Origin of the sequence: Pantoea sp. AG702, assembly GCF_003182295.1 — a bacterium.
Classification (GTDB): domain Bacteria; phylum Pseudomonadota; class Gammaproteobacteria; order Enterobacterales; family Enterobacteriaceae; genus Pantoea; species Pantoea ananatis.
This window is the reverse complement of record NZ_QGTU01000003.1, coordinates 367,172-389,791: the sequence shown is the minus strand read 5'-3', so window position 1 is coordinate 389,791 and position 22,620 is coordinate 367,172. Positions and strand designations below refer to the sequence as shown.

Sequence of the window (22,620 nt, the reverse complement as noted above, 5' to 3'; positions counted from 1 at the left end):
TATGACTTCAATCCAGCACAACTTACAGCAAGTCCGTCAGCGAATCGCTGCTGCTGCAACCCGTTGCGGCCGGTCGCCAGAAGAAATTACGCTACTTGCAGTGAGCAAAACAAAGCCTGCGAGCGCGGTCGAAGAAGCCGCAGCGGCGGGACAGATCGATTTTGGTGAGAATTACGTTCAGGAAGGGGTTGAAAAGATTCAGTCACTGACCTCACATCCTGCCTTGACCTGGCACTTCATTGGCCCGCTGCAGTCCAATAAAAGCCGCCTGGTCGCTGAACACTTTGCCTGGTGTCATACGGTCGATCGTCAGAAGATCGCACAGCGTCTTAACGATCAGCGGCCTGAACATCTGCCGCCGCTCAATGTCTTAATCCAGGTAAATATCAGTGATGAAAACAGCAAATCTGGCATCATGCTGGAGGCGGTTGCCGGACTGGCTCAGGACATCCTGACAATGCCGCGTTTGCGTTTGCGCGGGCTGATGGCGATTCCGGCACCCGAAGAAGATTATCAGCGACAGCTGGCGGTATGCCAGCAAATGGCTGATGCTTTTGACCAGCTTAAACAGCAGCATAGCGACGTTGATACGCTTTCCCTTGGGATGAGCGATGACATGGAGGCGGCAATTGCCGCTGGCAGTACGATGGTGCGCATTGGCACCGCCATTTTTGGCGCGCGAGATTACACACAACCTTCACAACAATAATTGAGGAACTTCATGTTAACAATGACGTTTTTAGTAAAAACGCTAATCGATCTCTACGTCATGGTGCTGCTGCTGCGCATCTGGATGCAGTGGTCACGTTGTGATTTTTATAACCCGCTTGCGCAGTTTGTCGTGAAGATTACTCAGCCGATTGTAAAACCCCTGCGTCGTATCCTTCCGGCTCTGGGTCCGATTGATACGGCCTCCCTGCTGTTGGCCTTTGTGCTGACAACGCTTAAATATCCCCTTCTGCTGCTGATTCAGGTCGGCGTGTTCTCTGTCGATCCCACGAATTTGCTGGTTGGCCTGCTGTCGCTGTTGAAATCTGCAGGTTATCTGGTGTTCTGGGTCATTATCATTCGCTCCCTGATGAGCTGGATCAGTCAGGGCCGCGGCCCGATGGACTATGTGCTGATTCAGTTGACCGAGCCGTTAATGGCGCCGATTCGTCGTATTCTTCCTGCCATGGGCGGCATCGACTTCTCAGCCATGATCGTGATTCTGGTGCTGTATGCCCTGAATTTCCTTGGCATGGATCTGTTCCCGGGTCTCTGGTATTTGCTGTAAATGAATCAAACTGGAACTGTTATGCAAAAAGTTGTTCTTGCCACCGGCAATCCCGGCAAAGTACGTGAGCTGGCGGATCTGCTCGCTGACTTTGGTCTGGATGTCGTGGCGCAAACCGAACTTGGCGTGGAATCCGCCGAGGAAACCGGCCTGACCTTTATTGAAAATGCCATCCTGAAAGCGCGCCATGCCGCGCAGGTGACCGGCCTGCCGGCTATCGCAGATGACTCTGGCCTGGCCGTGAATGCGCTGGGTGGCGCGCCCGGGATTTACTCAGCCCGCTATGCTGGTGAAGACGCCAGCGACCAGCAGAATCTGGAAAAGCTGCTTCAGGCTCTGGAAAACACGCCTGACGGACAACGTCAGGCGCAGTTTCACTGCGTGCTGGTTTATCTACGTCATGCTGCCGACCCAACGCCGCTGGTCTTCCACGGTGCCTGGGAAGGGGAAATTACCCGAACGGCATCCGGTGAAGGTGGCTTTGGTTACGATCCTGTGTTCTGGGTTCCGGCACTGGGTAAAACTGCAGCCGAACTGGCTAAGGCAGAGAAAGGAAAAGTCTCTCATCGTGGTAAAGCATTGACGCTGTTACTGGAAGCGATGCGTAATGCCTGATTTACCGCCTCTGAGTTTGTACATCCACATTCCCTGGTGTGTACAGAAATGCCCCTACTGCGATTTTAATTCTCACGCATTAAAGGATGAGGTGCCGCACGTTGAGTATGTGCAGCACCTGCTGCGCGATCTTGAACACGACCTGCCGCTGATTCAGGGTCGTGAGGTTCGCACGATCTTTATTGGCGGCGGGACGCCAAGCCTGTTAAGCAGCAGCGCCATGCAGATGTTGATGGATGGCGTACGCGAGCGGCTGACGCTGACAGCCGATGCTGAAGTCACGATGGAAGCCAATCCGGGCACGGTGGAAGCGGATCGCTTCAGCGCCTATCAACGCGCCGGTATTAACCGAATCTCGATTGGTGTCCAGAGCTTCAGCCCGCAGAAACTGGAACGTCTGGGCCGTATCCACGGACCGGAAGAAGCGAAGCGTGCCGCAGCACTGACACAGGGTTTAGGGCTGCGCAGCTTCAACCTTGACCTGATGCACGGCCTGCCCGATCAGTCGCTGGCCGAGGCGCTGGATGATTTGCGCCAGGCGATTGCGCTCAACCCGCCGCATCTCTCCTGGTATCAGCTGACGATTGAGCCCAATACGCTGTTTGGCTCTCGCCCGCCAACCCTGCCGGATGATGATGCGCTATGGGATATTTTTGAGCAGGGCCACCAGTTGCTGACTGCGGCAGGTTATGAGCAATACGAAACCTCGGCCTATGCTAAACCGGGCTACCGCTGTGAGCACAACCTGAACTACTGGCGCTTTGGCGATTATCTGGGCATTGGTTGTGGTGCGCATGGCAAATTGACTCAGCCAGATGGCCGTATTGTCCGTACCGTAAAAGTGCGCCATCCGCGTGGCTTTATGAAGGGCAATTATCTTGATAAGCAGTACGACGTTGCAGACGAGGATAAGCCTTTTGAGTTCTTCATGAACCGTTTTCGTCTGCTGGAGGCCGCGCCGCGTGCAGACTTTAGCCGCTATACCGGGCTGCATGAAACGCTGATTCGCCCACAGCTCGACGAGGCCATTGCCGCAGGTTACATCACTGAATCGCCGGAACACTGGCAGATTACAGAGAAAGGGAAACTGTTTCTGAACTCGTTGCTGGAGCTGTTTTTAGCGGAAGCCTAGTGCATTCTGGCCCGGAAGCATCACTAAAGCGACCGGGCCGTTTGCGCGAACATCAACCGCGTTCGGTATTCTGTCTCAGTTGTAACAGCTTCGTATTAATAATGGCGATGTTGACCTCACAGGGCATGCCATCATCCAGATAGACGGTTTCGTTGATCTCCAGCGCCGCCTCATTCGCATTAAAATTCAATAGTCTGAGCTGCTCACCATCGGTAACATTGATGGCATTCAGTTGCTGATCGCGACGCTGAATTTTCTTGCCGGTGATCTGTTCAATGTACGAATATTTTGAGATCTCCAGTCGTCCAAACTCCATGCTGCTAAACAGGCTGACAGGCAGGTGGATATATTCCAGCGCAACGGGGATGTCATCAAAACACATCAGACGAACAATTTTGTAAATCTGGTCACTGTTCTTGATGCGTAAAGCCTGCGCCATATCCGGCCCGGGCACTTTAATGATGCTGGCAGTCAGCACCTTTCTGACCGCTTTATGCCCTTTTTTGTGTGCCTGATAATCAAACGGGGAAAGCGCATGAAACCGGCCTGAGTGATTACTCTTGCCGATGGACCCCACGAACAGCCCGGAGCCTTTCACCCGATAAATACGCTGTTGCTCAATAAGAATGCGGGTGGCTTCCCGCACCGTCGCCCGGGTAATACCAATGTTCTTAGCAATCGCGATTTCCGTGTCCAGCTTATCGCCCGGCAGCAGTCCATCCTGCATGATCTTTGTCAGGATATAGTCGACTACCTCTTTTTGCTTCTCTGTAATGCCATCGAACATCAGCATATTCCCGAATAGTGTGCCCGTGCCTGCGGTGCCCTACAGCAAACCCTGCAGGCCCGGTTTTCGTCACGACGTGCCCGTGAGCAAAGATCCAGATGTGATCCAGCTAACGATTTTGCACTCAAACCCCACGCGCCCCGCCAGAAATGATTCTTGCATATTGTATCTGTACAGGTCGAGGTGCATCATCAAGATGACTAGACAGCTTAAACATGTCTATACGTACAAGCCGGTTTTTGCAACAGCAATTTGTCAGAACTGACGAGTGCAACTTAAATTAATATCTTGTTTTAGAGTAAGTTAATGTCATTTTCGTTTATTCCTCTGTCGTGAGTGGTTTTGTCAGATGAAATAAAAAAGACAAGGCCGCAGGGATAAACAGAGAAAGATGACTGTACAGCTTGATGAATTCTGGAAGCCAGCTGGCTGACTTTTTTGCCTAACCTTTTATCCAGGACATTGTATGCCGAATCTGACCCAATGGCTGAATGCTGAAAAAATTCAATATATTGAGCGCGTATCCGACTGGAAAGCCGCGATTCAGGTCGCGGGCGATCCTCTTCTTAATGAGGGGGCGATTTCACAGGATTACATTGACACCATCATCCGCCTCAAACAGGAAACCGGTCCCTACTTCGTTATTGCGCCGCGCATTGCCATGCCGCATGCCCGCCCTGAGCAGGGTGCCAAAAAGTTGGGATTATCCGTAGTCAAGCTGGCTAACCCGGTCACCTTTGATGCAGGAGAGAATGATCCTGTCGATATCCTTTTTATGTTCTCCGCCCCTGACAGCAACAGCCACATTGAGATGATCTCCCAGCTGGCTGAGGTGCTTACCGATGACGACGTGATGGAACGCGTTTATCAGGCACAAAGCCAACACGCACTCTGTGCCCTGTTGTTAGCAGACAGCATATCCCTTTAACTCGTTAAAATTAAAAGAGGTTTTTATGAAAATTATGGCAGTTTGTGGTTCAGGCCTGGGAAGCAGCTTCATGATGGAAATGAACATCAAAAAAGTGCTTAAAGCGATGGATATGACGGCAGACGTTGAACACGCCGATCTCGGTTCGGTCACGCCAGACGTAGCGGATGTGTTCGTGATGGCAAAAGACATCGCCTACAGCGCTAACCTGCCACCGGAAAAAGTCATCATTATCAATAACATTATCGACCTGAAGGAAGTTGAGCAGAAAATTCGCGACTACTTCAATAAATAACCCTGTCACCCACTTAAAAAAGAACACTTACCGCTGAGGTTATTATGTTTATACAAAACCTTTTACTGGTAGTTGTCGACGTGCTGAAAGTCCCCTCTATTCTGGTCGGGCTGGTCGCCATGTTCGGTCTGATAGCGCAACGTAAACCGCTGCCGGATGTGATAAAGGGTACGGTAAAAACCATCCTGGGTTTTTTAGTACTGGCAGGCGGTGCCACTGTGTTAGTGGGATCGCTGACGCCGCTGGGGGATATTTTCAAACACGCGTTCAACGTCCAGGGCATTATTCCCAATAACGAGGCTATGGTTTCCATCGCCCTGGCGAAGTATGGTGCGCCCACGACGCTGATTATGGCCTTCGGCATGGTGGCCAATATTACCGTCGCCCGCTTTACGCGTCTGAAATATATCTACCTCTCTGGTCATGTCACTTTTTATATGGCCTGCATGATCGCGATTATTCTCTCGGTGGCGGGTTTCGAGGGCGTGCAGCTTATCTATACTGGCTCGCTGACGCTGGGCATGTTAATGGCCTTTTTCCCGGCACTGGCACAGCCCTACATGCGTAAAATCATTGGGCACGATCAGGTCGCGCTGGCGCACACCGGTACGGTTGGCTATGTCCTGTCGGGCTGGATAGGTTCTCTGGTGGGCAAAGGTTCTAAATCCACCGAAGAGATGAACATGCCAAAAAACCTGAGTTTTTTGCGTGACAGCACCATCTCTATTTCCCTGACGATGATGGTCATCTATTTTATTTTGTCCATTTCGGCAGGCAGAGAATACGTGGAGAGTCAGTTCAGCCACGGGCAAAACTATCTGGTGTACTCCTTTGTGCAGGCCATTACCTTCGCTGCCGGTGTTTTTATTATCCTCCAGGGCGTGCGTTTGATTCTGGCCGAAATTGTGCCGGCGTTTACCGGGTTTTCAGAGAAGTTGGTGCCAAGCGCGCGTCCGGCACTCGACTGCCCTATTGTATTCCCCTATGCGCCTAACGCCGTTCTGGTCGGTTTTATTTCCAGCTTTATCGGCGGCCTGGTCGGGCTGTTTATTCTGGGGCAGCTGCACTGGATATTAATTCTGCCTGGCGTGGTACCGCACTTTTTCTGCGGCGCAACCGCAGGCGTTTTTGGTAATGCTACCGGCGGGAAACGCGGGGCCATGTTAGGTGCCTTTGCCCACGGTATTCTGATTACCTTCCTCCCGGTCGCCTTATTGCCTGTCCTGGGCGCCATCGGCCTGACGAATACCACCTTCTCAGACACCGACTTCGGCGTCACGGGGATTCTGTTGGGGAATATGGCCAGATTCCTTGATAAAGGGACCATTACCATGGTGATCACTGGAATTTTTGCCCTGCTGGTTATCTATAACTATGTCGCCCGTAGCAAAACGGTCGTCAAAGAGGCCAATAACGATTGACAGGCATCAGGGGCTGACTCCAGCCCCTTTTTTCAACAACGTGCTAAAGCAGAAAAACGCCAGCCGTGGCGGCGTGACGTTCAGGATGAAAGGCAGACGACCAGGCGGCGCAGGCCGTCTGAAAAGCACTATTTCAGCGAACCGACCAGGGCTTTACGGTCATTCTCAAGCGTAATCACCCGGTTACAAACCGCTTTGCCAAACTGCTGGAAATCGGCTTCCTGATTGTTCCACTCGCTCTGAATGGCGTTTTGCAGGCCGCCAAGATTGCCCATCAAGCCCTGCAAACCGCTACCGCCACCGTTGGACATCGCCTTGCTGCCCATCTCATTGATGCTGTCCTGCAGAATACCGCCCATCGCCTGATTAACCAGCTGTTGACCATCGGCACGCACCTGATCGATCGCCTGATGATGGAAGGTTAAACCATCGCTGCGATGCTCAATAATACGGTTCATCTGGGTTTTTAACTGCGTATTCAGCGTAGCCAGTCGGCTATGTAACCGGCTGGATTCGCCAACCTGCTGAGTAATGATGTTATCCAGCGCGGCACGCCCTTTCTCCAGACGGGATGTTGCTCCGTTATCGATCCAGGGAAGATCGCGGCGTAAGGCATTTTGATAATCAATCGCCTTCTGACGGTTAGCGGCGTTCAGGGCCATCTTCTGACCGTTGAACTGCACATCCCCCAGCGTCGATATCTGCAGATTGCCATTTGCGCCCACCACCTGCACGCTTTGTGGCGTAATCACAACATCATCCTGCGGTTTGACACTGCACTCCCAGGCAGCCTGGGCCTGCGTTGCCGCCAGTAAAAGGCCGGCGACCAGCGCGTTACGAATCATACAATCTCCCTGTCTGGGTGTGAAAGCGACACTGCTGGTAACTTAGTCCCACCAGACGTCAAAGAGTTCGGTAACTTTCACATCCTGCAGCTTGCGGTCTTCCAGCCACTTGCGCACGAGTTCACGATGCTCATCGGTGCATTTACCGGTTTGCTGCAGGCAAATCAGCCCTTCCCACGCCAGATAACCGCTGCCATCGTAAGCCAGACCATTAGGATCGATCGCTTCGTTGATGAACTGGTTCAGGGTTTCATCGATGTCACTTTCAGACGTGCCTTCAGGAAAACGCCAGGCCACGGAAAAGCCCAGTTCCTGGAATTCATCGATATGTAATTTTTTACGTAAACGGCGGCTGCGTTGTGTGGCCATTATTTCACCCTCTCAAACATTAAATCCCATACGCCATGGCCTAAACGCTGCCCGCGCTGCTCAAATTTTGTCAATGGACGCGTTTCAGGACGCGGCACATAGGTGCTGTCTTCAGACAGGTTACGATAACCTGCGATGCTGCTCATGACCTCAAGCATATGTTCTGCATAAGCTTCCCAGTCGGTTGCCATATGGAATACGCCACCCAGCTTGAGCTTACGCATCACCAACTCGGCGAAAGGCACCTGCACGATACGGCGTTTATTGTGACGGGCTTTGTGCCACGGGTCGGGAAAGAACAGCTGAACCATGCGCAGTGAGTTATCAGGGATCATCTTTTCCAGCACTTCAACCGCATCATGGCACATCACGCGCAGATTGCTGACGTCGGCTTCTTTCGCCGAGGCCAGGCAGGCACCTACGCCTGGCGCGTGCACTTCAATTCCCAGGAAGTTTTGGTGGGGAGTGTTTTGCGCCATGGTCACCAGCGAGGCCCCCATGCCAAAGCCGATCTCCAGCGTTACCGGGGCTTCGCGGCCAAACAGCGCGGGCAAATCTACGGGATCAGGCTGATATTCAACACCCATCTCTGGCCAGTAGTTATCCAGCGCCAACTGCTGGCCTTTGGTTAAGCGGCCTTGGCGGCGCACAAAACTGCGAATCCGACGCAACGGGCGTCCATTCTCATCAAATTCCGGGGTGATGACATCATTAATCATGTTGAAGCCTGCTGGTTTGCCTGTTCTGGGAAACGGGCATTATGCAAAGTTCAAAAGCAGAAGCAAGCCTTTGCCACGTTCTGCTTTATTCCTGCGTGCCCTGAAGCGCAATTTCCTGCCTGAGTGTAGAGTAAACCGCAAAAATTTCCTTGTTATGATGCCAGCCTGCAGGCAAAGACGGCCAACGCTATCGGAAACTTATAAAGACATTGTCTGCCGCCGCTGCTGGCTCAGCTTGCGGTACTGCTGAGGAGACATGCCAACATACCTGGCAAACGTGCTGTAAAAACGGCTGCTGGAGCGGAAACCGGCCGTCAGCGCTACATCCAGAACGGTGATATCGGTATCGCTCAGGAGCGCCCTGACATGATTGATCCGCATGGCCGTGATGTACTGTTTTAGCGTCAGCTGCATCACGCGCTGAAAAATGCCCATCGCATAATTCGCATTGAGTTTAACGTGTTCGGCCACGTCATTGATGGTTAAAGCCTGATCGTAGTTATCTGCGATAAACTCCAGCATCTGGCTGACATAAAACTGAGCATGGCGCGAAACGCTGTTCTTGTGCGTGCGCGACGTTTTGTTCACCAGCACCGGCTGCCATCCCGACAAACTAAAGCGCTTAAGCATCAGACCAATTTCATCAACGGCAAGCTGGCGAATCTGTTCGTCGGGACTGTTCAGCTCCTGCTGCCAGCGCTGCACTTCAAACGCGCTGAGCTGCTGCTTCGCCACAGATTTAATCACCATGCCGTGGGTGACATGATTGATTAACTCCCTGTCGAGCGGCCAGGACAAAAACAGATGCATCGGCAGGTTCAGAATAGCCATGTTCTGGCAGCGTCCGGGACGGGTGAGTTGATGTGGCGTACAGGCCCAAAACAGGGTGATGTAACCCTGCTTGATCTGAACGACCTCGTTATTAATGAGGTACTCCACGTCACCGTCAAAGGGCACATTCACCTCAACCTGACCGTGCCAGTGGCTGGTGGTCATGGCCAGCGGCGGACGCAGTTCGATATCCATGCGCTGATATTCAGAATAGAGCGACAGCGGGCTGCGGGTCTGCTTTTCATCGCTGCTGCACATATGCGGGTCGGGCGGAAGTGGTACGACAGGCTGCATAATCATCATTCCCTCTCCTGAATTATCAGAACCCTGCCATATCTGAACGGCTCAGGCCAGTCTCAGAGGCGAGAAATGCGCGGTCAGCATGGCGTTTTCGCCTGTTAGCACACCAGATACTCTTCTTTCCGTGCAAATTTGTCCCGAAAACTCAGATCTGCTCGCCGCCAGCATCAGATCTGAGTTTGTGGGAATGCTCGTTCCGTAAGGCGGAAGTTTCTCGATGAATGGCGTGACATTCTGGCGTTATCCAACCTTGCAATGGAGCGTCCTGATGTCTGCACCCAAAATTACCTTTATTGGCGCGGGTTCCACTATTTTCGTCAAAAATATCCTTGGCGATGTCTTTCACCGCGATGCGCTGAAATCCGCCCATATCGCGTTGATGGATATTGATGCGACCCGGCTTGAAGAGTCCTTTACCGTGGTCAGTAAGCTGATGAGTTCGGCTGGGGCGGCCGGAAGAATCACCTGCCACACCGACCAGAAAGCGGCATTAGCGGATGCCGATTTTGTTGTGGTCGCGTTTCAGATAGGCGGCTATGAACCCTGTACCCTCACTGATTTTGCGGTGTGTAAGCGTTACGGTCTTGAGCAGACCATCGCCGACACGCTTGGCCCGGGCGGCATCATGCGTGCGCTGCGCACCATCCCGCACCTCTGGCAGATTTGTGAAGACATGACGGCAGTATGTCCTGATGCCACCATGCTTAATTACGTTAACCCCATGGCGATGAACACCTGGGCGATGTACGCGCGTTATCCGCATATCAAACAGGTTGGCCTGTGCCATTCCGTTCAGGGAACGGCGGAAGAGCTGGCTTACGATCTCAATCTTAACCCGGCCGATTTACGTTACCGCTCTGCCGGCATCAACCACATGGCCTTTTACCTGGAGCTGGAGCGTAAAACTGCAGACGGGGCTTACGTGAATCTCTACCCGGAACTGCTTGCCGCTTTTGACGCCGGGCAGGTACCGAAACCCAACATGCATGGCAATACGCGCTGTCCCAACATTGTGCGCTATGAGATGTTCAAAAAACTGGGCTATTTCGTCACCGAGTCTTCAGAACATTTTGCAGAATATACGCCCTGGTTTATCAAGCCGGGACGAGAGGATCTGATTGCGCGCTACCAGATCCCGCTGGATGAGTATCCCAAACGCTGCGTCGAGCAGCTGGATAACTGGCGTACCGAGCTTGAACATTACAAGCGCGCTGAGCGTATTGAAAGCAAACCCTCGCGCGAATATGCCAGCGCCATTATGAATGCCATCTGGACAGGTGAACCGGCCGTGATTTACGGCAACGTGCGTAACGATGCATTAATCGACAACCTGCCGCAGGGATGCTGTGTTGAGGTCGCCTGCCTGGTGGACGCCAACGGGATTCAGCCTACGAAGGTGGGAACCCTGCCCTCACATCTGGCAGCCATGATGCAAACCAATATCAACGTGCAGACACTGCTGACCGAAGCCATCCTGACCGAGAACCCTGAGCGGGTTTACCACGCGGCCATGCTGGATCCCCATACGGCGGCGGTGCTGGGCATCGAGGAGATTTATGCGCTGGTGGATGAGCTGATCGCCGAACACGGGGACTGGCTGCCCGCCTGGCTGCACAAATAATGCCTGTGTCTCCGGGCGTGCTGTCCGGCTGCGGCTCTATTCCTTAACAGAAGGCGGGCGCTGGCAACAGCGTCCCGGTACCCGATGAGCATTTCAATAACGACAAAACTCAGCTATGGATTCGGCGCATTTGGGAAAGATTTTGCTATTGGCATTGTTTATATGTACCTGATGTATTACTACACCGACGTGGTGGGTTTGTCGGTTGGCCTCGTCGGTACGCTGTTTTTAGTGGCCAGGATCTGGGACGCAATAAACGATCCGATCATGGGCTGGATCGTAAATGCCACGCGATCGCGCTGGGGGAAATTCAAACCCTGGATTTTTGCAGGCACGCTGGCAAACTCGCTGGTGCTGTTCCTGTTGTTTAGCGCCCATCTGTTTGAAGGCACCACGCAGGTTATTTATGTCTGTGTGACGTATATCTTGTGGGGCATGACCTACACCATTATGGATATTCCGTTCTGGTCGCTGGTGCCTACCATCACGCTGGACAAGCGCGAACGTGAACAGCTGGTTCCCTGGCCACGCTTTTTCGCCAGCCTTGCCGGGTTCGTTACCGCAGGCCTGGCCCTGCCCTTTGTCAGTTATGTTGGCGGCGACAATCGTGGCTTAGGCTTCCAGATGTTTACCCTGGTGTTAATCGCCTTTTTTATCGTCTCCATGTTAGTCACGCTGCGAAACGTGCATGAAGTCTATTCGTCCACCCGCGACGAAACCTCAGGCAGTGACCGCCTGGGGCTAAAAGCCATTGTTGCCCTCATTTACCGTAACGATCAGCTTTCCTGCCTGCTGGGAATGGCGCTGGCTTACAACATCGCGGCTAACATCATTACCGGCTTTGCCATTTACTATTTCACCTACGTCATCGGCGATGCCGGGCTGTTTCCCTACTACCTCTCTTATGCAGGCGCGGCAAACCTCGTCACGTTAATCCTGTTCCCGAAACTGGTAAACATCCTGTCGCGCCGCATTCTGTGGGCGGGCGCGTCCGCGCTGCCGATACTGAGCTGTGGCGTGCTGTTCGCTATGGCACTGGCAGGCTATCACTCAACGCTGCTGATTGTGGTGGCCGGCATCCTGTTAAACACCGGTACCGCGCTTTTCTGGGTGCTCCAGGTCATTATGGTGGCGGACACCGTTGATTACGGCGAATACAAGCTGCACGTGCGCTGCGAGAGCATCGCCTATTCAGTGCAGACGATGGTGGTGAAAGGCGGCTCCGCCTTTGCCGCTTTCTTTATCGCCGTGGTGCTGGGCATGATTGGCTATATGCCCAATATCGTACAGTCGCAGGAAACCCTTGTAGGCATGCAATTTATTATGATTGCGCTGCCGGCTGTGTTTTTTATGCTGACGCTACTGCTCTATTTCCGCTTCTATAAGCTGAACGGCGATATGCTGCGGAAAATCCAGATCCATCTGCTCGATAAATACCGTAAACCGCAAGAGCCAGAAACCCTCCCGCTCAGGATGCAAGACAAGATCAACGTCTGACCAGTAAAAGCCTTTTGCGGGCTTCTGTGAAAGATGTCGCGGGCCGGATTCACATCGTCTGGCCTGCTAATGTCTCCCGGCAGCTCCTGATATTGTCAGGCCCGGCACGACGCTGCCGCACGGGACAGACAGGCCGGTATGAAACAGGCCTTTTCAATCTTCCGGTTTACTCTCACTGGCGCTTATGCTGGAATTCCTGCCCGAATATCGCGTAATCACGGAAATATCCTTTTTATGATGCAAGCCCCGCAGTTCGCGCAACAGGTGCTGGACTGGTATCAGCGCTTTGGCCGCAAAACCCTGCCGTGGCAGTTGGAAAAAACACCCTACAAGGTGTGGCTGTCCGAAGTCATGTTGCAGCAAACTCAGGTTGCCACGGTTATCCCCTATTTTGAGCGCTTCATGGCGCGGTTTCCTGACGTCAGCGATCTGGCCGCCGCGCCCCTGGATGAGGTGCTGCATCTCTGGACCGGTCTGGGCTATTACGCCCGTGCGCGCAACCTGCATAAAGCGGCAAAACAGGTAGTGGACCTTCATGGCGGTGAGTTTCCCCGCCACTATGATGAGGTCGCCGCTTTACCCGGCGTTGGCCGATCCACCGCTGGCGCGATTTTATCTCTGTCGCTGGGTCTTCATTTCCCTATTCTCGATGGCAACGTTAAACGGGTTTTAGCGCGTTGCTACGCGGTAGGCGGCTGGCCGGGTAAGAAGGATGTGGAAAAGCGGCTCTGGCAAATCAGCGAAGAGGTCACGCCTGCTCAAGGCGTCAGCCAGTTTAACCAGGCGATGATGGATCTGGGTGCCATGGTGTGCACGCGATCCAGACCAAAATGCGACATCTGCCCGCTCAACAGCGGATGCGAAGCAAGGGCTAACAACAGCTGGGCCAGCTATCCGGGTAAAAAGCCGAAGCAGACGTTGCCGGAACGCAGCGGTTGGTTTTTGATGATGCAACATGGCGACAAGGTCTGGCTTGAGCAGCGCCCGCCGGTGGGCCTGTGGGGCGGTTTATTTTGCTTCCCGCAATTCACCAGTGAAGAGGCGATGACCGACTGGCTGCATGCGCGCGGCATTCACGCCAAACCCCAGCAGCTTACGGCATTTCGTCATACCTTTAGCCATTTCCATCTGGATATTGTCCCAATGTGGCTGTCATGGCCTTCTGCCGGGGCATTAATGGATGAAGCTGGCGGTCTCTGGTATAACTTAACGCTGCCGCCGCCTGTGGGATTAGCCGCACCTGTAGAGCGTCTTTTGCACGAACTGCGCCATCCCCAGCAGTTGCCTTTAGGCAGCTGTGAGATTAACGAGGAAGAATAATGAGCCGCACTATTTTTTGTACTTTTTTACAACGTGATGCTGAAGGGCAAGATTTCCAACTCTACCCTGGCGATCTGGGAAAACGCATTTACAATGAAATCTCGAAAGAAGCCTGGCAGCAATGGATGGCTAAGCAGACGATGCTGATCAACGAGAAAAAGCTCAACATGATGAACCCCGAAGATCGCAAAGTGCTGGAAAAGGAAATGATTAACTTCCTGTTCGAAGGCAAAGACGTTCACATTGAAGGCTATACGCCACCCGAAGCATAACTTTTTTTGGCCTCAGTACTGGGGCCGTTTTCCAGGTCAGGCACGTATTTTAGATGAATAAAAAGCTGATAGCCCTGCTGGTGATTGCACCCCTTTTAGTTTCCTGTTCCGGCAAAAAGAACCCGACCTATTCAGAAGAGTGGGTGAAGGACACCAACGGATTTGACATCCTGATGGGGCAGTTCGCCCATAACATTGAGAACATCTGGGGTATCAATGAGGTTCTGATTGCCGGACCAAAAGACTACGTCAAATACACCGACAACTATTACACCCGCAGTCATATCAACTTTGAAAGCGGTAACATCACGATTGAGACCATTTCCGGTACCGATCCCGCTGCCAGCCTGCGTCAGGCGATCGTGACCACCTTGCTGATCGGCGACGATCCGGGCAATGTCGATCTTTATTCTGATGTCAACGATATCCAAATCAGTAAAGAACCGCTGCTTTACGGACAGGTGCTGGACAACACCGGACAAGCTATCCGCTGGCAGGGCCGCGCTCAGGCCTTTGCGGACTATTTAATTGCGAATAAATTGCAGCGTCGTAATTCCGGCCTGCATGTAATCTACTCGGTTACCATCCCGATGGTGCCTAACCATCTTGATAAGCGTGCGCATAAATATCTGCCGATGGTGCGCAAGGCTGCTGAGCAATATGGTGTTGATGCGTCTCTGATCCTCGCGATTATGCAGACCGAATCCAGTTTTAACCCCTACGCCGTCAGCCATTCTGACGCACTGGGTTTAATGCAGGTGGTACAGCATACTGCGGGCGTCGATGTATTCCGTATGAAGGGTAAATGGGGCAAACCAAGCCGCAGCTACCTGCTGGATCCCGAGAACAACATTGATGCCGGTACGGCTTACCTGTCATTGCTGCAGCGCAGCTATCTGGCAGGCATTCAGGATCCGCTGTCGCGTCGCTATGCCGTCATTACCGCCTATAACGGCGGTGCAGGCAGCGTGCTGCGCGTGTTCTCCAGCGATAAGGATCGTGCGGTCACTATCATTAACGGCATGTCACCCAGTCAGGTTTATCAGACGCTGTCTAAACAGCATCCGTCTGCGGAATCGCGGCGTTATTTGTATAAGGTGAGCTCGGCGCAGCGGAGCTACCATCGGTATTGATGGCGAAGGGTTTCCCCTGGCGGGGGATTGCTGGTGCAGAGAGGTTTTTGCGCGCAAGGCGCTGGGGTTCTTTTCTGGCTCTAAAAGGTTCCGGCCGCCAGGCGATGGGGTTCTGTCCTCTGGCTCTGAGAGGGTTCCGCCCGCCAGGCGATGGGGTTCTGTCCTCTGGCACTGAGAGGGTTCCGCCCGCCAGGCGATGGGCAGTTTCAGCCTGCCCGTGCAGGCGGACGTGTTAAGGGGCTTACGCCAGCCCCTTAACAATCCCGGCGCCCGGCAGCCGTCGCTGTTCCTTCGTCACTCACTGCGGCCTGACGGGCCGGCCGGATGCGCCTTCCCTGGCGCAGCCGTCCTCTGCGCGGCATCCCTGCCGCTCCGCCCTGGCCTCCATTCTTTCCTCAGCGCTCCGGATGCCTCCTGAAAACCCACGCCTGTAAGATCGAATGTTTTCCCGGAAGACTGGCTTCGCCTGTTGTTAACATGTGCGATCAGAACTGAAGACTGGAAAGCCTGAAGAAACAGAAACAGATGAACCGTAATGAGCCAGAAGGCTTTTCCTGCATCTGAAGCGGCAACGCGGTTTGTTTTACTACAGATATCGAAGCGGGGGTTTTGGGCGGCCTTCCCGACCGCTGAGCGGATGAGGGATTTCCGGATGAGCCGACAGGACGTCGGCGAGAGCCGGGCCGCGCCAGGGATGGCGCGTCCTGGCGGTCCGGCAGAAATCCTGAAGCAGCGAAGGGACCGCGCAGCGGCGGGTGGGCAGGACGGGAGCCCGGGGTCAAGGGGCCGCGGCGGCTGGCGGCCCCTTGTCGGTCGCCCGCAGGGGCAAACTGAAACTCCCTGCCGCCTGGCGAGCGAAACTTTCTCGGAGTCATTAACTGAAAGCTTCGCGAAACGCCCAACCACAGGCACAAACCGATACCTTCTCAGCGCTAACAGTTAAGATCTATGAGCTATCCAGGCGACAGCCCCTTCAACCCACCATCATATTCGCTACCAGATACTTACGTCCGTCAGCGCCTTCCTCGGTGTAAACCCCTTGCAGCTCCGGCGAAAAACCGGGCAGTTGATTGATGCCCGCTTCCAGTGCCAGAAAATAGCGCTGTACCGCCCCGCCCCATGTTTCGCCCGGAACCACACAAAGGACGCCCGGTGGATAAGGCAGAGCGCCTTCCGCCGCGATGCGACCTTCTGCCGTTGCAATAGGTACCAGTTCGACTTCGCCACGAATGTAAGCCTGATGCGCATCCTGTGGGTTCACCTTAACCTGCGGCAGCCCCTGCTCGCGGAACATCATGCGCTGCAGGTCTTTTACGTTATAGCTTACGTACAGGTCGTGCATCTCCTGACACAGACGGCGCAAGGTATAACCCGCATAGCGTTTAGCGTTTTTGCGGTACAGCGTCGGCAACACTTCGGCCAGCAGCGTATCGTCTTTTACATGCTGCTCGAACTGCGCCAGCATCGCCACCAGCATCGCCATTTTTTCCGGACTTTCGGCTGGAGTCAGCAGGAACAGAATAGAATTGAGATCGCATTTTTCCGGCACGATGCCGTTTTCACGCAGGTAATTCGCCAGAATGGTCGCCGGGATGCCAAACTCAGCATATTCACCGCTGGCTGCGTCAATGCCTGGGGTGGTCAGCAACAGCTTGCAGGGATCGACACGGTACTGATCGCGATCGTATCCGGCGAAACCGTGCCATTTAGCGTTGGGTTCAAAGCTGAAATACTGCAGATCGCGAGCGATCGCTTCCGTTGGTGCATCCTGCCAGCGCTGGCCGTTTACCCTTTCCGGCACGAAAGGCAGGATCATGTCACAACGATCAAAGATCGCTTTACGTGCCTCGATCCCCAGCATCACGCACTCATCCCACATGCGGCGCCCCGCCTCGCCCTGATGCATTTTGGCGTTAATATCCAGCGCGGCAAACAGCGGATAGAACGGGCTGGTTGAAGCGTGCAGCATGAACGCGTTATTCAGGCGCTTATGCGGGCAGAAACGCTTTTGCCCACGAATATGGTTATCTTTCTTGTGGATCTGCGAGGTCTGCGAAAAGCCCGCCAGCTGCTTGTGCACTGACTGGGTAACAAAAATGCCGGGATCGTTTTCGTTCAACTCCAGCGTCAGTGGAGAACAGCCTTCCATCAGCGGAATAAACTGCTCATAGCCCAGCCAGGCCGAGTCAAACAGAATGTAGTCACACAGATGCCCAATGCGATCCACCACCTGCCGCGCGTTGTATACCGTGCCGTCGTAGGTGCCCAACTGGATAATCGCCAGCCGGAAGGGACGCGCCTCGTTAGCCCTTTCAGGCGCCACTTTCTTGATCTGTTCGCGCAGGTAGCCATCATCGAAACAGTGCGCATCAATGCCGCCGATGAAGCCAAACGGATTACGGGCCGCTTCAAGGTAAACCGGCGTCGCGCCCGCCTGAATCAGCGCACCATGATGGTTGGACTTGTGATTATTGCGGTCAAAAAGCACTAAATCACCGCGCGTCAGCAACGCATTGGTGACCACTTTGTTCGCGCTTGACGTGCCATTTAACACAAAGTAGGTTTTATCCGCGTTAAACACTTTGGCGGCAAACTTTTGCGCATGCTTAGCCGACCCCTCGTGAATCAGCAGGTCGCCCAGCTTGACGTCAGCGTTACACATGTCCGAACGAAAAACGTTCTCGCCATAGAAATCAAAAAATTGCTTACCCGCTGGGTGCTTTTTGAAAAATGCGCCGCCCTGATGGCCAGGACAGGCAAAGGTGCTGTTCTGCATATCAACATAGCGGGTCAGCGTTTCAAAAAACGGGGGCAGCAGCGCGGCTTCATAAGCCTGAGCCGCCGCTTCCAGCGCTACCCAGTCCTGCGGCTCGCCATTCAGTTCGCCGGTCACGCCGGGCAGGTGCATCACCTCTTCTTCAAAGGCATTAGCAACGAACACCGGTAAATTAAAACCCGTGTGGCGTAACAACGCCAGCACGCCACTGCGCGTATCAGCCAGCGAGACGACAACAGCCGCCACATCGGTAAAATCAGTATTATCCAGCGTGACCACGTCGCGCGCAGTATTCAGGGTCAGGTTAGGCGCAACAGCAGCGCTGGCAGCAATTTTCAGTGGTGTCATAACACAAATCCCTAACAGTCAGGGAGTGGGTGCCTGAGGCACGGCAATGGGGAAATTTCCCCGGCGAATAATGTCTGACGCGATAAACCGATAGACATCAGTAAAGAGTAGTCCTTACTCATGTCCAACAGCAGCGGCCCGGTTGGCCTCACCGCATAGTGAACGATGTGTGTGTAACTGACATGACGAAGAACAGATCGCGCGCGAATTCAGGCGAGTGGGAACACGTGCAGTTGCACATTGAACCGGACATGGCAGCGTCCTCTGTTATCGGGCGGTGGCGAGAAAAAAGTGGCCGTCATAATGTCATTTTTTATCCGCAGGAACAACCCGACAACTTTAAATATCAGGTCAATAAATGAAAAATATAAAACCATTAAATATCAAAAACTTATAAAAATACACCTATGAATAACCGCTTAAGTTTCTGTTATTTATGCGCAATTATGCATTTTTCAGCACGCTGGCAGTCGCTCCCTCATTGCCACTGAAATCGCCACTGAAATGCCTCAGGTTTGCGGCAAGCCTCGCACTTGTCGGGCCAGTGCCCTACCCTAATCGACGCATCGGGCGTAAACTTGCCTGATTATTCTTACGCCTAACGGAGGATACATGTTTAAGGCAATGGTCATTGATAAGGACGAACAAGGTTACCGCTCTCAGCTAAAAGAACTCTCCGAAACACAATTACCCGATGAAGACGTCACCCTCGACGTCAGCTATTCCACCCTCAACTACAAAGACGCGCTGGCCATCTGCAATAAAGGACCGATTGTGCGCCAGTTTCCAATGGTGCCGGGCATTGACTTCGTGGGACAGGTCACAGCAAGTCGCCATCCCGACTGGAAACAAGGCGATGCGGCGCTGCTCACCGGCTGGGGGGTCGGGGAAAAACACTGGGGCGGGCTGGCTCAGAAAGCCAGCGTGCCTGGCGACTGGCTGGTAGCCGTGCCTGAAACGCTAACCCCGTTGAATACCATGGCCATCGGAACGGCGGGCTTTACCGCCATGCTGTGCGTGCTGGCACTCGAAAAACAAGGCATTACGCCTGCCAGCGGCCCGGTTTTGGTGACCGGGGCCAGCGGAGGCGTTGGCAGCTTCAGCGTCTCTCTGCTGGCAAAACTGGGCTATAACGTCATCGCCTCCAGCGGGCGAGCCAGCGATGAAGACTATTTAAAAACCATCCTGGGCGCAGCCGAAGTGATAGATCGCGACGAGCTGGCTCAACCGGGTAAACCCCTCGGGAAAGAGCGCTGGGCCGCCGCCATCGACAGCGTCGGTAGCCATACGCTGAGCAACGTGCTGGCCGGCACCCAGCGTGACGGCGTGGTCGCGGCCTGTGGTATGGCACAAGGCCTGGATCTGCCCGGTAGTGTCGCGCCCTTCATTCTGCGCGGTGTGACACTGGCTGGCGTAGACAGCGTGATGTGCCCTAAACCGCTGCGCCAGCAGGCCTGGCAGCGGCTGGGGCAGCTTCTGGATGACGCGTTACTGAACCAGATAACAACGGTCATTCCATTGCGTGACGTGCACCAGGGCGCACAGGATCTGCTGGATGGCAAAGTTCGGGGCCGTCTGGTGGTTGACTGCGCTTAACGTTCGCCTTCCGCCAGGGGCGACGAAGGCGGGCGCATCAGTCATTCGCTTAGTTCCTGAATTGCCCCGCTCGCCCCTTCCCTTACCACTTCTGGCTGCCGGGAAAGTGCTGCCAGCGGGCGATAACTTCACCTGCTGGCAATGCCCGGCTCATCCAGACTGAGCCTACGGGCGGGCTATCTTCCCCGCCCGCAGGCTCGCATTACTGCTGACAAGCCTGGCTCATGGGCTTACCTGAGCATCCTGAGCATCCTGAGCATCCCGAGCATCCCGAGCATCCCGAGCGTCCCGAGGCATCTTACAGAGGGCCTCCTGACTTACCGCCATCTGTTTTTTTAGGGCTTCCCACTCACGTCAGACAGCCTTACCCCGGCCCCTTCGCTGTCGGTTCCGGAGCCGCTAATTTGATGTTTTATCAGAATAAACGCAGGGGCACACCGGTACCGTTTCGGCCAGCGATGCGGTAAGGTTTGCGCTGCTGTCTGCCACGGGTGAGGATTCGCGTCAGGGTTAGCAACGTATAAAGAAAACAGAAAACCCATGCGAAAAGCCCGGCCGGCATGCTTGCGGCCCCTGCTGGCCTGAGCGTTAATTAATGATAAAGAGAGGGAAAGATGCAAAAACCCGTGGTCGTCATTCACTATTGTACCCAATGTAACTGGCTGCTGCGCTCCGCGTGGATGGCACAGGAACTGTTACAGACCTTCGCACAGGATCTCGCCAGCGTGACGTTGCGTCCCGGCACCGGCGGCGTATTTGAAATCACCCTGGATGAACATCTGCTGTGGGAGCGCAAGCGCGATGGCGGATTCCCGGATGCTCAGGCACTCAAGCAGCGGGTAAGGGATATTTGTTTTCCGGAGCGTTCGCTAGGGCATATCGATAAAAACCGATCGGACGACAGCTGATCGTCCACGTCAGATTAACTGCGGCTGATATCCTCTGCCGCAGTCATCAGAGCAGCGACGATTGTTTGCCGGGTTTCATCGGTAATGTCCTGCTGCGCCAGACGCGTGTTCAGGGCAGTTTTAAAATGATCGATCGCCTGCTCAATTTCAGGAATGCTGCGGTTGTTGACCAGCACTGCCAAAGACGATAACCGGTCGATGAGACCTGACAGCGGCTGTGCATCGTGCTTTAGCATGGCCTGCCCCGTTTCGGTGAGCACGTAAGCCTTACGTGCAGCCTGAGGGTCACTGATGTGAATAGCCCCCATCTCCTCCAGCCATGTCAGATTCGGGTAAATGATGCCTGGACTGGGCGAATACTCGCCCTTTGACAGGTCTTCAATGCATTTAATCAGCTCATAGCCATGTGTCGCGCGCTGCGAGATAAAATGCAGCATCAGCAGACGGATCTCGCTGGCATCAAGCATTTTCTCACGGCGCTTGCGCCGTCCACTGCAGGGCGCATCGCGGTTATCTTGCCCTGAACGTGCCGAATCCATTTTCATTATCTGCCTGAGTCAGTGGAAAGAGCCTGATGGTAGTGGGCCATCAGGCGAAATTCAATCAACGGCAGGTCACTTAAATTCAGTTAACGAACGGCAGCGGGTTTTTGATGCCAGTAGGCCACGGCGCGCACCAGGTCAGCGTCAACCCCGCGCTGTGTGGTGAAATAGTCACACAGCTGTTTTACGAACTGCCCTTCTCCGGTCAGCCAGATAAAAGCGTCGTGCTGCGGAATCGCGATCCTGTCCAGCGCGGCCGTCAAATGTGGTAAATCCGCCAGCGTCATCTTGCCGCTGCCAAGCCAGTTAACAGAGGCATTGCCGGTATCGCCCAGGTAGGCTTGTCCGGTCACCTCATCAGCACAGGCAAACAGATGCAGCGCCTGAGCCTCCACACTACTGCTACGCCGCCTGAAAGCAGGCAACCCGGTTTCGTCACAGACGTAAAGCTGAAAAGCATAATCCGTTGGCACCAGCAGAGAGCCACGCGGTCCACCAACGATCAATCTGTCACCCGGCTGTGCCTGGGTTGCCCAGTCGCTCGCAACACCGCTGTCGTGGATATAAAAATCCAGCGTCAGCGATGACGCACCATCAAACGCCAGCGGCGTATAGTCGCGCGCGACAGGGCGCAATCCGCCTTGCCACTGAATACCGTCATCGTTGATCGTCGGCAGTGCCAGCGGCGCGCCGTCAGCAGGGGGAAAGAAGACCTTAATGTGATCGTCAAAACCGGGAGAATGAAACCCCTTCAGATCGTCGCCCGTGAAGACAATGCGCCAGAACGTCCCGGCAATTCGGGTTTTCTCGGCGACGTGGATAGCGCGGAAGCGCAGTTCGTTACGCACGCGTTCAGGTAAGCGGCGGGAATAAGATGTAGGCACGAGGACTCTCCGTAAACGCGGCTGCATGCAAAGAAGCTGTTTTCGCGCCGCTTAAGTAAATAGAAATCATTCTCATATAAACCCGCTAAGAATAGCCATGATATATCTTAAGAACAATGACGAAAAATGCGATACGTTGTGAAAAAACGCGGACAAAAAGGAAGGAAGCACAGAAAACGAAAAAGGCGCTCAGGCGCCTTTTAAG

22 protein-coding genes are annotated in these 22,620 nt (G+C 54.0%); 14 read left to right on the top strand and 8 right to left on the bottom strand.

What is annotated here, in order from left to right; all coding sequences use genetic code 11:
* Window position 1: 1 nt before the first annotated feature.
* Genes DFO57_RS11390 through hemW form a run of 4 tightly spaced genes read left to right on the top strand, consistent with a single transcriptional unit; the run spans window position 2 to window position 3,023 of the window.
* The gene (locus DFO57_RS11390) at window positions 2-709 is read left to right on the top strand and encodes a YggS family pyridoxal phosphate-dependent enzyme (RefSeq protein WP_110015354.1); all 708 of its coding nucleotides are present in this window, start codon (window positions 2-4) and stop codon (window positions 707-709) included.
* Window positions 710-721: 12 nt separating this feature from the next.
* Window positions 722-1,276 carry a YggT family protein gene (locus tag DFO57_RS11385; protein ID WP_014594515.1) on the top strand — a complete coding sequence of 185 codons (555 nt, stop codon included), beginning with the start codon at window positions 722-724 and terminating at the stop codon, window positions 1,274-1,276.
* Window positions 1,277-1,297: 21 nt separating this feature from the next.
* Window positions 1,298-1,891, top strand: a complete 594-nt coding sequence (locus DFO57_RS11380) for an XTP/dITP diphosphatase (protein ID WP_110015353.1) — start codon at window positions 1,298-1,300, stop codon at window positions 1,889-1,891.
* Window positions 1,884-3,023 (top strand): radical SAM family heme chaperone HemW, encoded by a 1,140-nt coding sequence (hemW, locus tag DFO57_RS11375; protein ID WP_110015352.1) that lies wholly within the window; start codon window positions 1,884-1,886, stop codon window positions 3,021-3,023. The genes DFO57_RS11380 and hemW overlap by 8 nt, the downstream gene beginning before the upstream one ends.
* A gap of 52 nt (window positions 3,024-3,075) precedes the next feature.
* On the opposite strand, the gene DFO57_RS11370 is transcribed toward hemW, so the two are convergent.
* On the bottom strand, window positions 3,076-3,810 hold the full coding sequence (locus DFO57_RS11370) for a GntR family transcriptional regulator (protein ID WP_015699576.1): 735 nt from the start codon (window positions 3,808-3,810) through the stop codon (window positions 3,076-3,078).
* A gap of 466 nt (window positions 3,811-4,276) precedes the next feature.
* Between DFO57_RS11370 and DFO57_RS11365 the strand changes: the two genes are divergently transcribed.
* From DFO57_RS11365 to DFO57_RS11355, 3 genes are read left to right on the top strand one after another with little or no spacing between them, the layout of a single operon-like run.
* Entirely contained in the window at window positions 4,277-4,738 is a 462-nt protein-coding gene (locus DFO57_RS11365; protein WP_105077283.1) for a PTS sugar transporter subunit IIA, read from the top strand.
* Between the two features lie 25 nt (window positions 4,739-4,763).
* Window positions 4,764-5,033, top strand: coding sequence for a PTS sugar transporter subunit IIB (locus tag DFO57_RS11360; RefSeq protein ID WP_013027097.1), 270 nt, complete (start codon window positions 4,764-4,766; stop codon window positions 5,031-5,033).
* Between the two features lie 44 nt (window positions 5,034-5,077).
* The gene (locus DFO57_RS11355) at window positions 5,078-6,454 is read left to right on the top strand and encodes a PTS ascorbate transporter subunit IIC (protein WP_013027099.1); all 1,377 of its coding nucleotides are present in this window, start codon (window positions 5,078-5,080) and stop codon (window positions 6,452-6,454) included.
* 128 nt (window positions 6,455-6,582) lie between these two features.
* On the opposite strand, the gene DFO57_RS11350 is transcribed toward DFO57_RS11355, so the two are convergent.
* The 4 genes from DFO57_RS11350 to melR all read right to left on the bottom strand — a co-directional run bounded on the left by DFO57_RS11350 (window position 6,583) and on the right by melR (window position 9,518).
* Window positions 6,583-7,299, bottom strand: coding sequence for a DUF2884 domain-containing protein (locus DFO57_RS11350; protein ID WP_014605108.1), 717 nt, complete (start codon window positions 7,297-7,299; stop codon window positions 6,583-6,585).
* 42 nt (window positions 7,300-7,341) lie between these two features.
* Window positions 7,342-7,668, bottom strand: a complete 327-nt coding sequence (locus tag DFO57_RS11345) for a YggL family protein (RefSeq protein ID WP_013027101.1) — start codon at window positions 7,666-7,668, stop codon at window positions 7,342-7,344.
* Window positions 7,668-8,387, bottom strand: a complete 720-nt coding sequence (gene trmB, locus DFO57_RS11340; RefSeq protein ID WP_013027102.1) for a tRNA (guanosine(46)-N7)-methyltransferase TrmB — start codon at window positions 8,385-8,387, stop codon at window positions 7,668-7,670. The genes DFO57_RS11345 and trmB overlap by 1 nt, the downstream gene beginning before the upstream one ends.
* A 198-nt stretch (window positions 8,388-8,585) precedes the next feature.
* Window positions 8,586-9,518: a transcriptional regulator MelR gene (gene melR / locus DFO57_RS11335; protein ID WP_029569116.1), complete on the bottom strand. Its 933-nt coding sequence runs from the start codon at window positions 9,516-9,518 to the stop codon at window positions 8,586-8,588.
* A gap of 265 nt (window positions 9,519-9,783) precedes the next feature.
* On the opposite strand from melR, the gene DFO57_RS11330 reads away from it, so the two are divergent.
* From DFO57_RS11330 to mltC, 5 genes are all read left to right on the top strand, one after another.
* Window positions 9,784-11,139 (top strand): alpha-glucosidase/alpha-galactosidase, encoded by a 1,356-nt coding sequence (locus DFO57_RS11330; protein ID WP_029570629.1) that lies wholly within the window; start codon window positions 9,784-9,786, stop codon window positions 11,137-11,139.
* Between the two features lie 84 nt (window positions 11,140-11,223).
* Window positions 11,224-12,636, top strand: a complete 1,413-nt coding sequence (gene melB / locus DFO57_RS11325) for a melibiose:sodium transporter MelB (RefSeq protein WP_014594523.1) — start codon at window positions 11,224-11,226, stop codon at window positions 12,634-12,636.
* A gap of 234 nt (window positions 12,637-12,870) precedes the next feature.
* Window positions 12,871-13,956 (top strand): A/G-specific adenine glycosylase, encoded by a 1,086-nt coding sequence (mutY, locus tag DFO57_RS11320; RefSeq protein ID WP_014605105.1) that lies wholly within the window; start codon window positions 12,871-12,873, stop codon window positions 13,954-13,956.
* The gene (locus DFO57_RS11315; RefSeq protein WP_013027107.1) at window positions 13,956-14,228 is read left to right on the top strand and encodes an oxidative damage protection protein; all 273 of its coding nucleotides are present in this window, start codon (window positions 13,956-13,958) and stop codon (window positions 14,226-14,228) included. Before mutY ends, DFO57_RS11315 begins: the two co-directional genes overlap by 1 nt.
* A gap of 53 nt (window positions 14,229-14,281) precedes the next feature.
* The gene (gene mltC / locus DFO57_RS11310; RefSeq protein WP_013027108.1) at window positions 14,282-15,361 is read left to right on the top strand and encodes a membrane-bound lytic murein transglycosylase MltC; all 1,080 of its coding nucleotides are present in this window, start codon (window positions 14,282-14,284) and stop codon (window positions 15,359-15,361) included.
* Between the two features lie 973 nt (window positions 15,362-16,334).
* Here mltC and DFO57_RS11295 read toward each other — a convergent pair.
* The gene (locus tag DFO57_RS11295; RefSeq protein ID WP_014605104.1) at window positions 16,335-18,485 is read right to left on the bottom strand and encodes an ornithine decarboxylase; all 2,151 of its coding nucleotides are present in this window, start codon (window positions 18,483-18,485) and stop codon (window positions 16,335-16,337) included.
* Window positions 18,486-19,097: 612 nt separating this feature from the next.
* Between DFO57_RS11295 and DFO57_RS11290 the strand changes: the two genes are divergently transcribed.
* Window positions 19,098-20,081 carry an MDR family oxidoreductase gene (locus DFO57_RS11290; protein ID WP_110015351.1) on the top strand — a complete coding sequence of 328 codons (984 nt, stop codon included), beginning with the start codon at window positions 19,098-19,100 and terminating at the stop codon, window positions 20,079-20,081.
* A 614-nt stretch (window positions 20,082-20,695) separates the two neighbouring features.
* Window positions 20,696-20,989 carry a SelT/SelW/SelH family protein gene (locus tag DFO57_RS11285; protein WP_013027111.1) on the top strand — a complete coding sequence of 98 codons (294 nt, stop codon included), beginning with the start codon at window positions 20,696-20,698 and terminating at the stop codon, window positions 20,987-20,989.
* Between the two features lie 14 nt (window positions 20,990-21,003).
* On the opposite strand, the gene DFO57_RS11280 is transcribed toward DFO57_RS11285, so the two are convergent.
* Window positions 21,004-21,534 carry a PadR family transcriptional regulator gene (locus DFO57_RS11280; protein WP_013027112.1) on the bottom strand — a complete coding sequence of 177 codons (531 nt, stop codon included), beginning with the start codon at window positions 21,532-21,534 and terminating at the stop codon, window positions 21,004-21,006.
* Between the two features lie 83 nt (window positions 21,535-21,617).
* Window positions 21,618-22,442 carry a siderophore-interacting protein gene (locus DFO57_RS11275; RefSeq protein WP_110015350.1) on the bottom strand — a complete coding sequence of 275 codons (825 nt, stop codon included), beginning with the start codon at window positions 22,440-22,442 and terminating at the stop codon, window positions 21,618-21,620.
* Window positions 22,443-22,620 lie beyond the last annotated feature (178 nt).

Coding starts and splice junctions, on each gene's coding strand:
- DFO57_RS11295 (WP_014605104.1), bottom strand. CDS start 18,485: ATGACACCACTGAAAATTGCTGCCAGCGCTGCTGTTGCGCCTAACCTG.
- mutY (WP_014605105.1), top strand. CDS start 12,871: ATGATGCAAGCCCCGCAGTTCGCGCAACAGGTGCTGGACTGGTATCAG.
- mltC (WP_013027108.1), top strand. CDS start 14,282: ATGAATAAAAAGCTGATAGCCCTGCTGGTGATTGCACCCCTTTTAGTT.
- DFO57_RS11285 (WP_013027111.1), top strand. CDS start 20,696: ATGCAAAAACCCGTGGTCGTCATTCACTATTGTACCCAATGTAACTGG.
- DFO57_RS11365 (WP_105077283.1), top strand. CDS start 4,277: ATGCCGAATCTGACCCAATGGCTGAATGCTGAAAAAATTCAATATATT.
- DFO57_RS11370 (WP_015699576.1), bottom strand. CDS start 3,810: ATGTTCGATGGCATTACAGAGAAGCAAAAAGAGGTAGTCGACTATATC.
- melR (WP_029569116.1), bottom strand. CDS start 9,518: ATGATTATGCAGCCTGTCGTACCACTTCCGCCCGACCCGCATATGTGC.
- DFO57_RS11350 (WP_014605108.1), bottom strand. CDS start 7,299: ATGATTCGTAACGCGCTGGTCGCCGGCCTTTTACTGGCGGCAACGCAG.
- melB (WP_014594523.1), top strand. CDS start 11,224: ATGAGCATTTCAATAACGACAAAACTCAGCTATGGATTCGGCGCATTT.
- DFO57_RS11385 (WP_014594515.1), top strand. CDS start 722: ATGTTAACAATGACGTTTTTAGTAAAAACGCTAATCGATCTCTACGTC.
- DFO57_RS11345 (WP_013027101.1), bottom strand. CDS start 7,668: ATGGCCACACAACGCAGCCGCCGTTTACGTAAAAAATTACATATCGAT.
- DFO57_RS11315 (WP_013027107.1), top strand. CDS start 13,956: ATGAGCCGCACTATTTTTTGTACTTTTTTACAACGTGATGCTGAAGGG.
- DFO57_RS11290 (WP_110015351.1), top strand. CDS start 19,098: ATGTTTAAGGCAATGGTCATTGATAAGGACGAACAAGGTTACCGCTCT.
- DFO57_RS11380 (WP_110015353.1), top strand. CDS start 1,298: ATGCAAAAAGTTGTTCTTGCCACCGGCAATCCCGGCAAAGTACGTGAG.
- DFO57_RS11390 (WP_110015354.1), top strand. CDS start 2: ATGACTTCAATCCAGCACAACTTACAGCAAGTCCGTCAGCGAATCGCT.
- DFO57_RS11360 (WP_013027097.1), top strand. CDS start 4,764: ATGAAAATTATGGCAGTTTGTGGTTCAGGCCTGGGAAGCAGCTTCATG.
- DFO57_RS11280 (WP_013027112.1), bottom strand. CDS start 21,534: ATGAAAATGGATTCGGCACGTTCAGGGCAAGATAACCGCGATGCGCCC.
- DFO57_RS11275 (WP_110015350.1), bottom strand. CDS start 22,442: ATGCAGCCGCGTTTACGGAGAGTCCTCGTGCCTACATCTTATTCCCGC.
- hemW (WP_110015352.1), top strand. CDS start 1,884: ATGCCTGATTTACCGCCTCTGAGTTTGTACATCCACATTCCCTGGTGT.
- DFO57_RS11355 (WP_013027099.1), top strand. CDS start 5,078: ATGTTTATACAAAACCTTTTACTGGTAGTTGTCGACGTGCTGAAAGTC.
- trmB (WP_013027102.1), bottom strand. CDS start 8,387: ATGATTAATGATGTCATCACCCCGGAATTTGATGAGAATGGACGCCCG.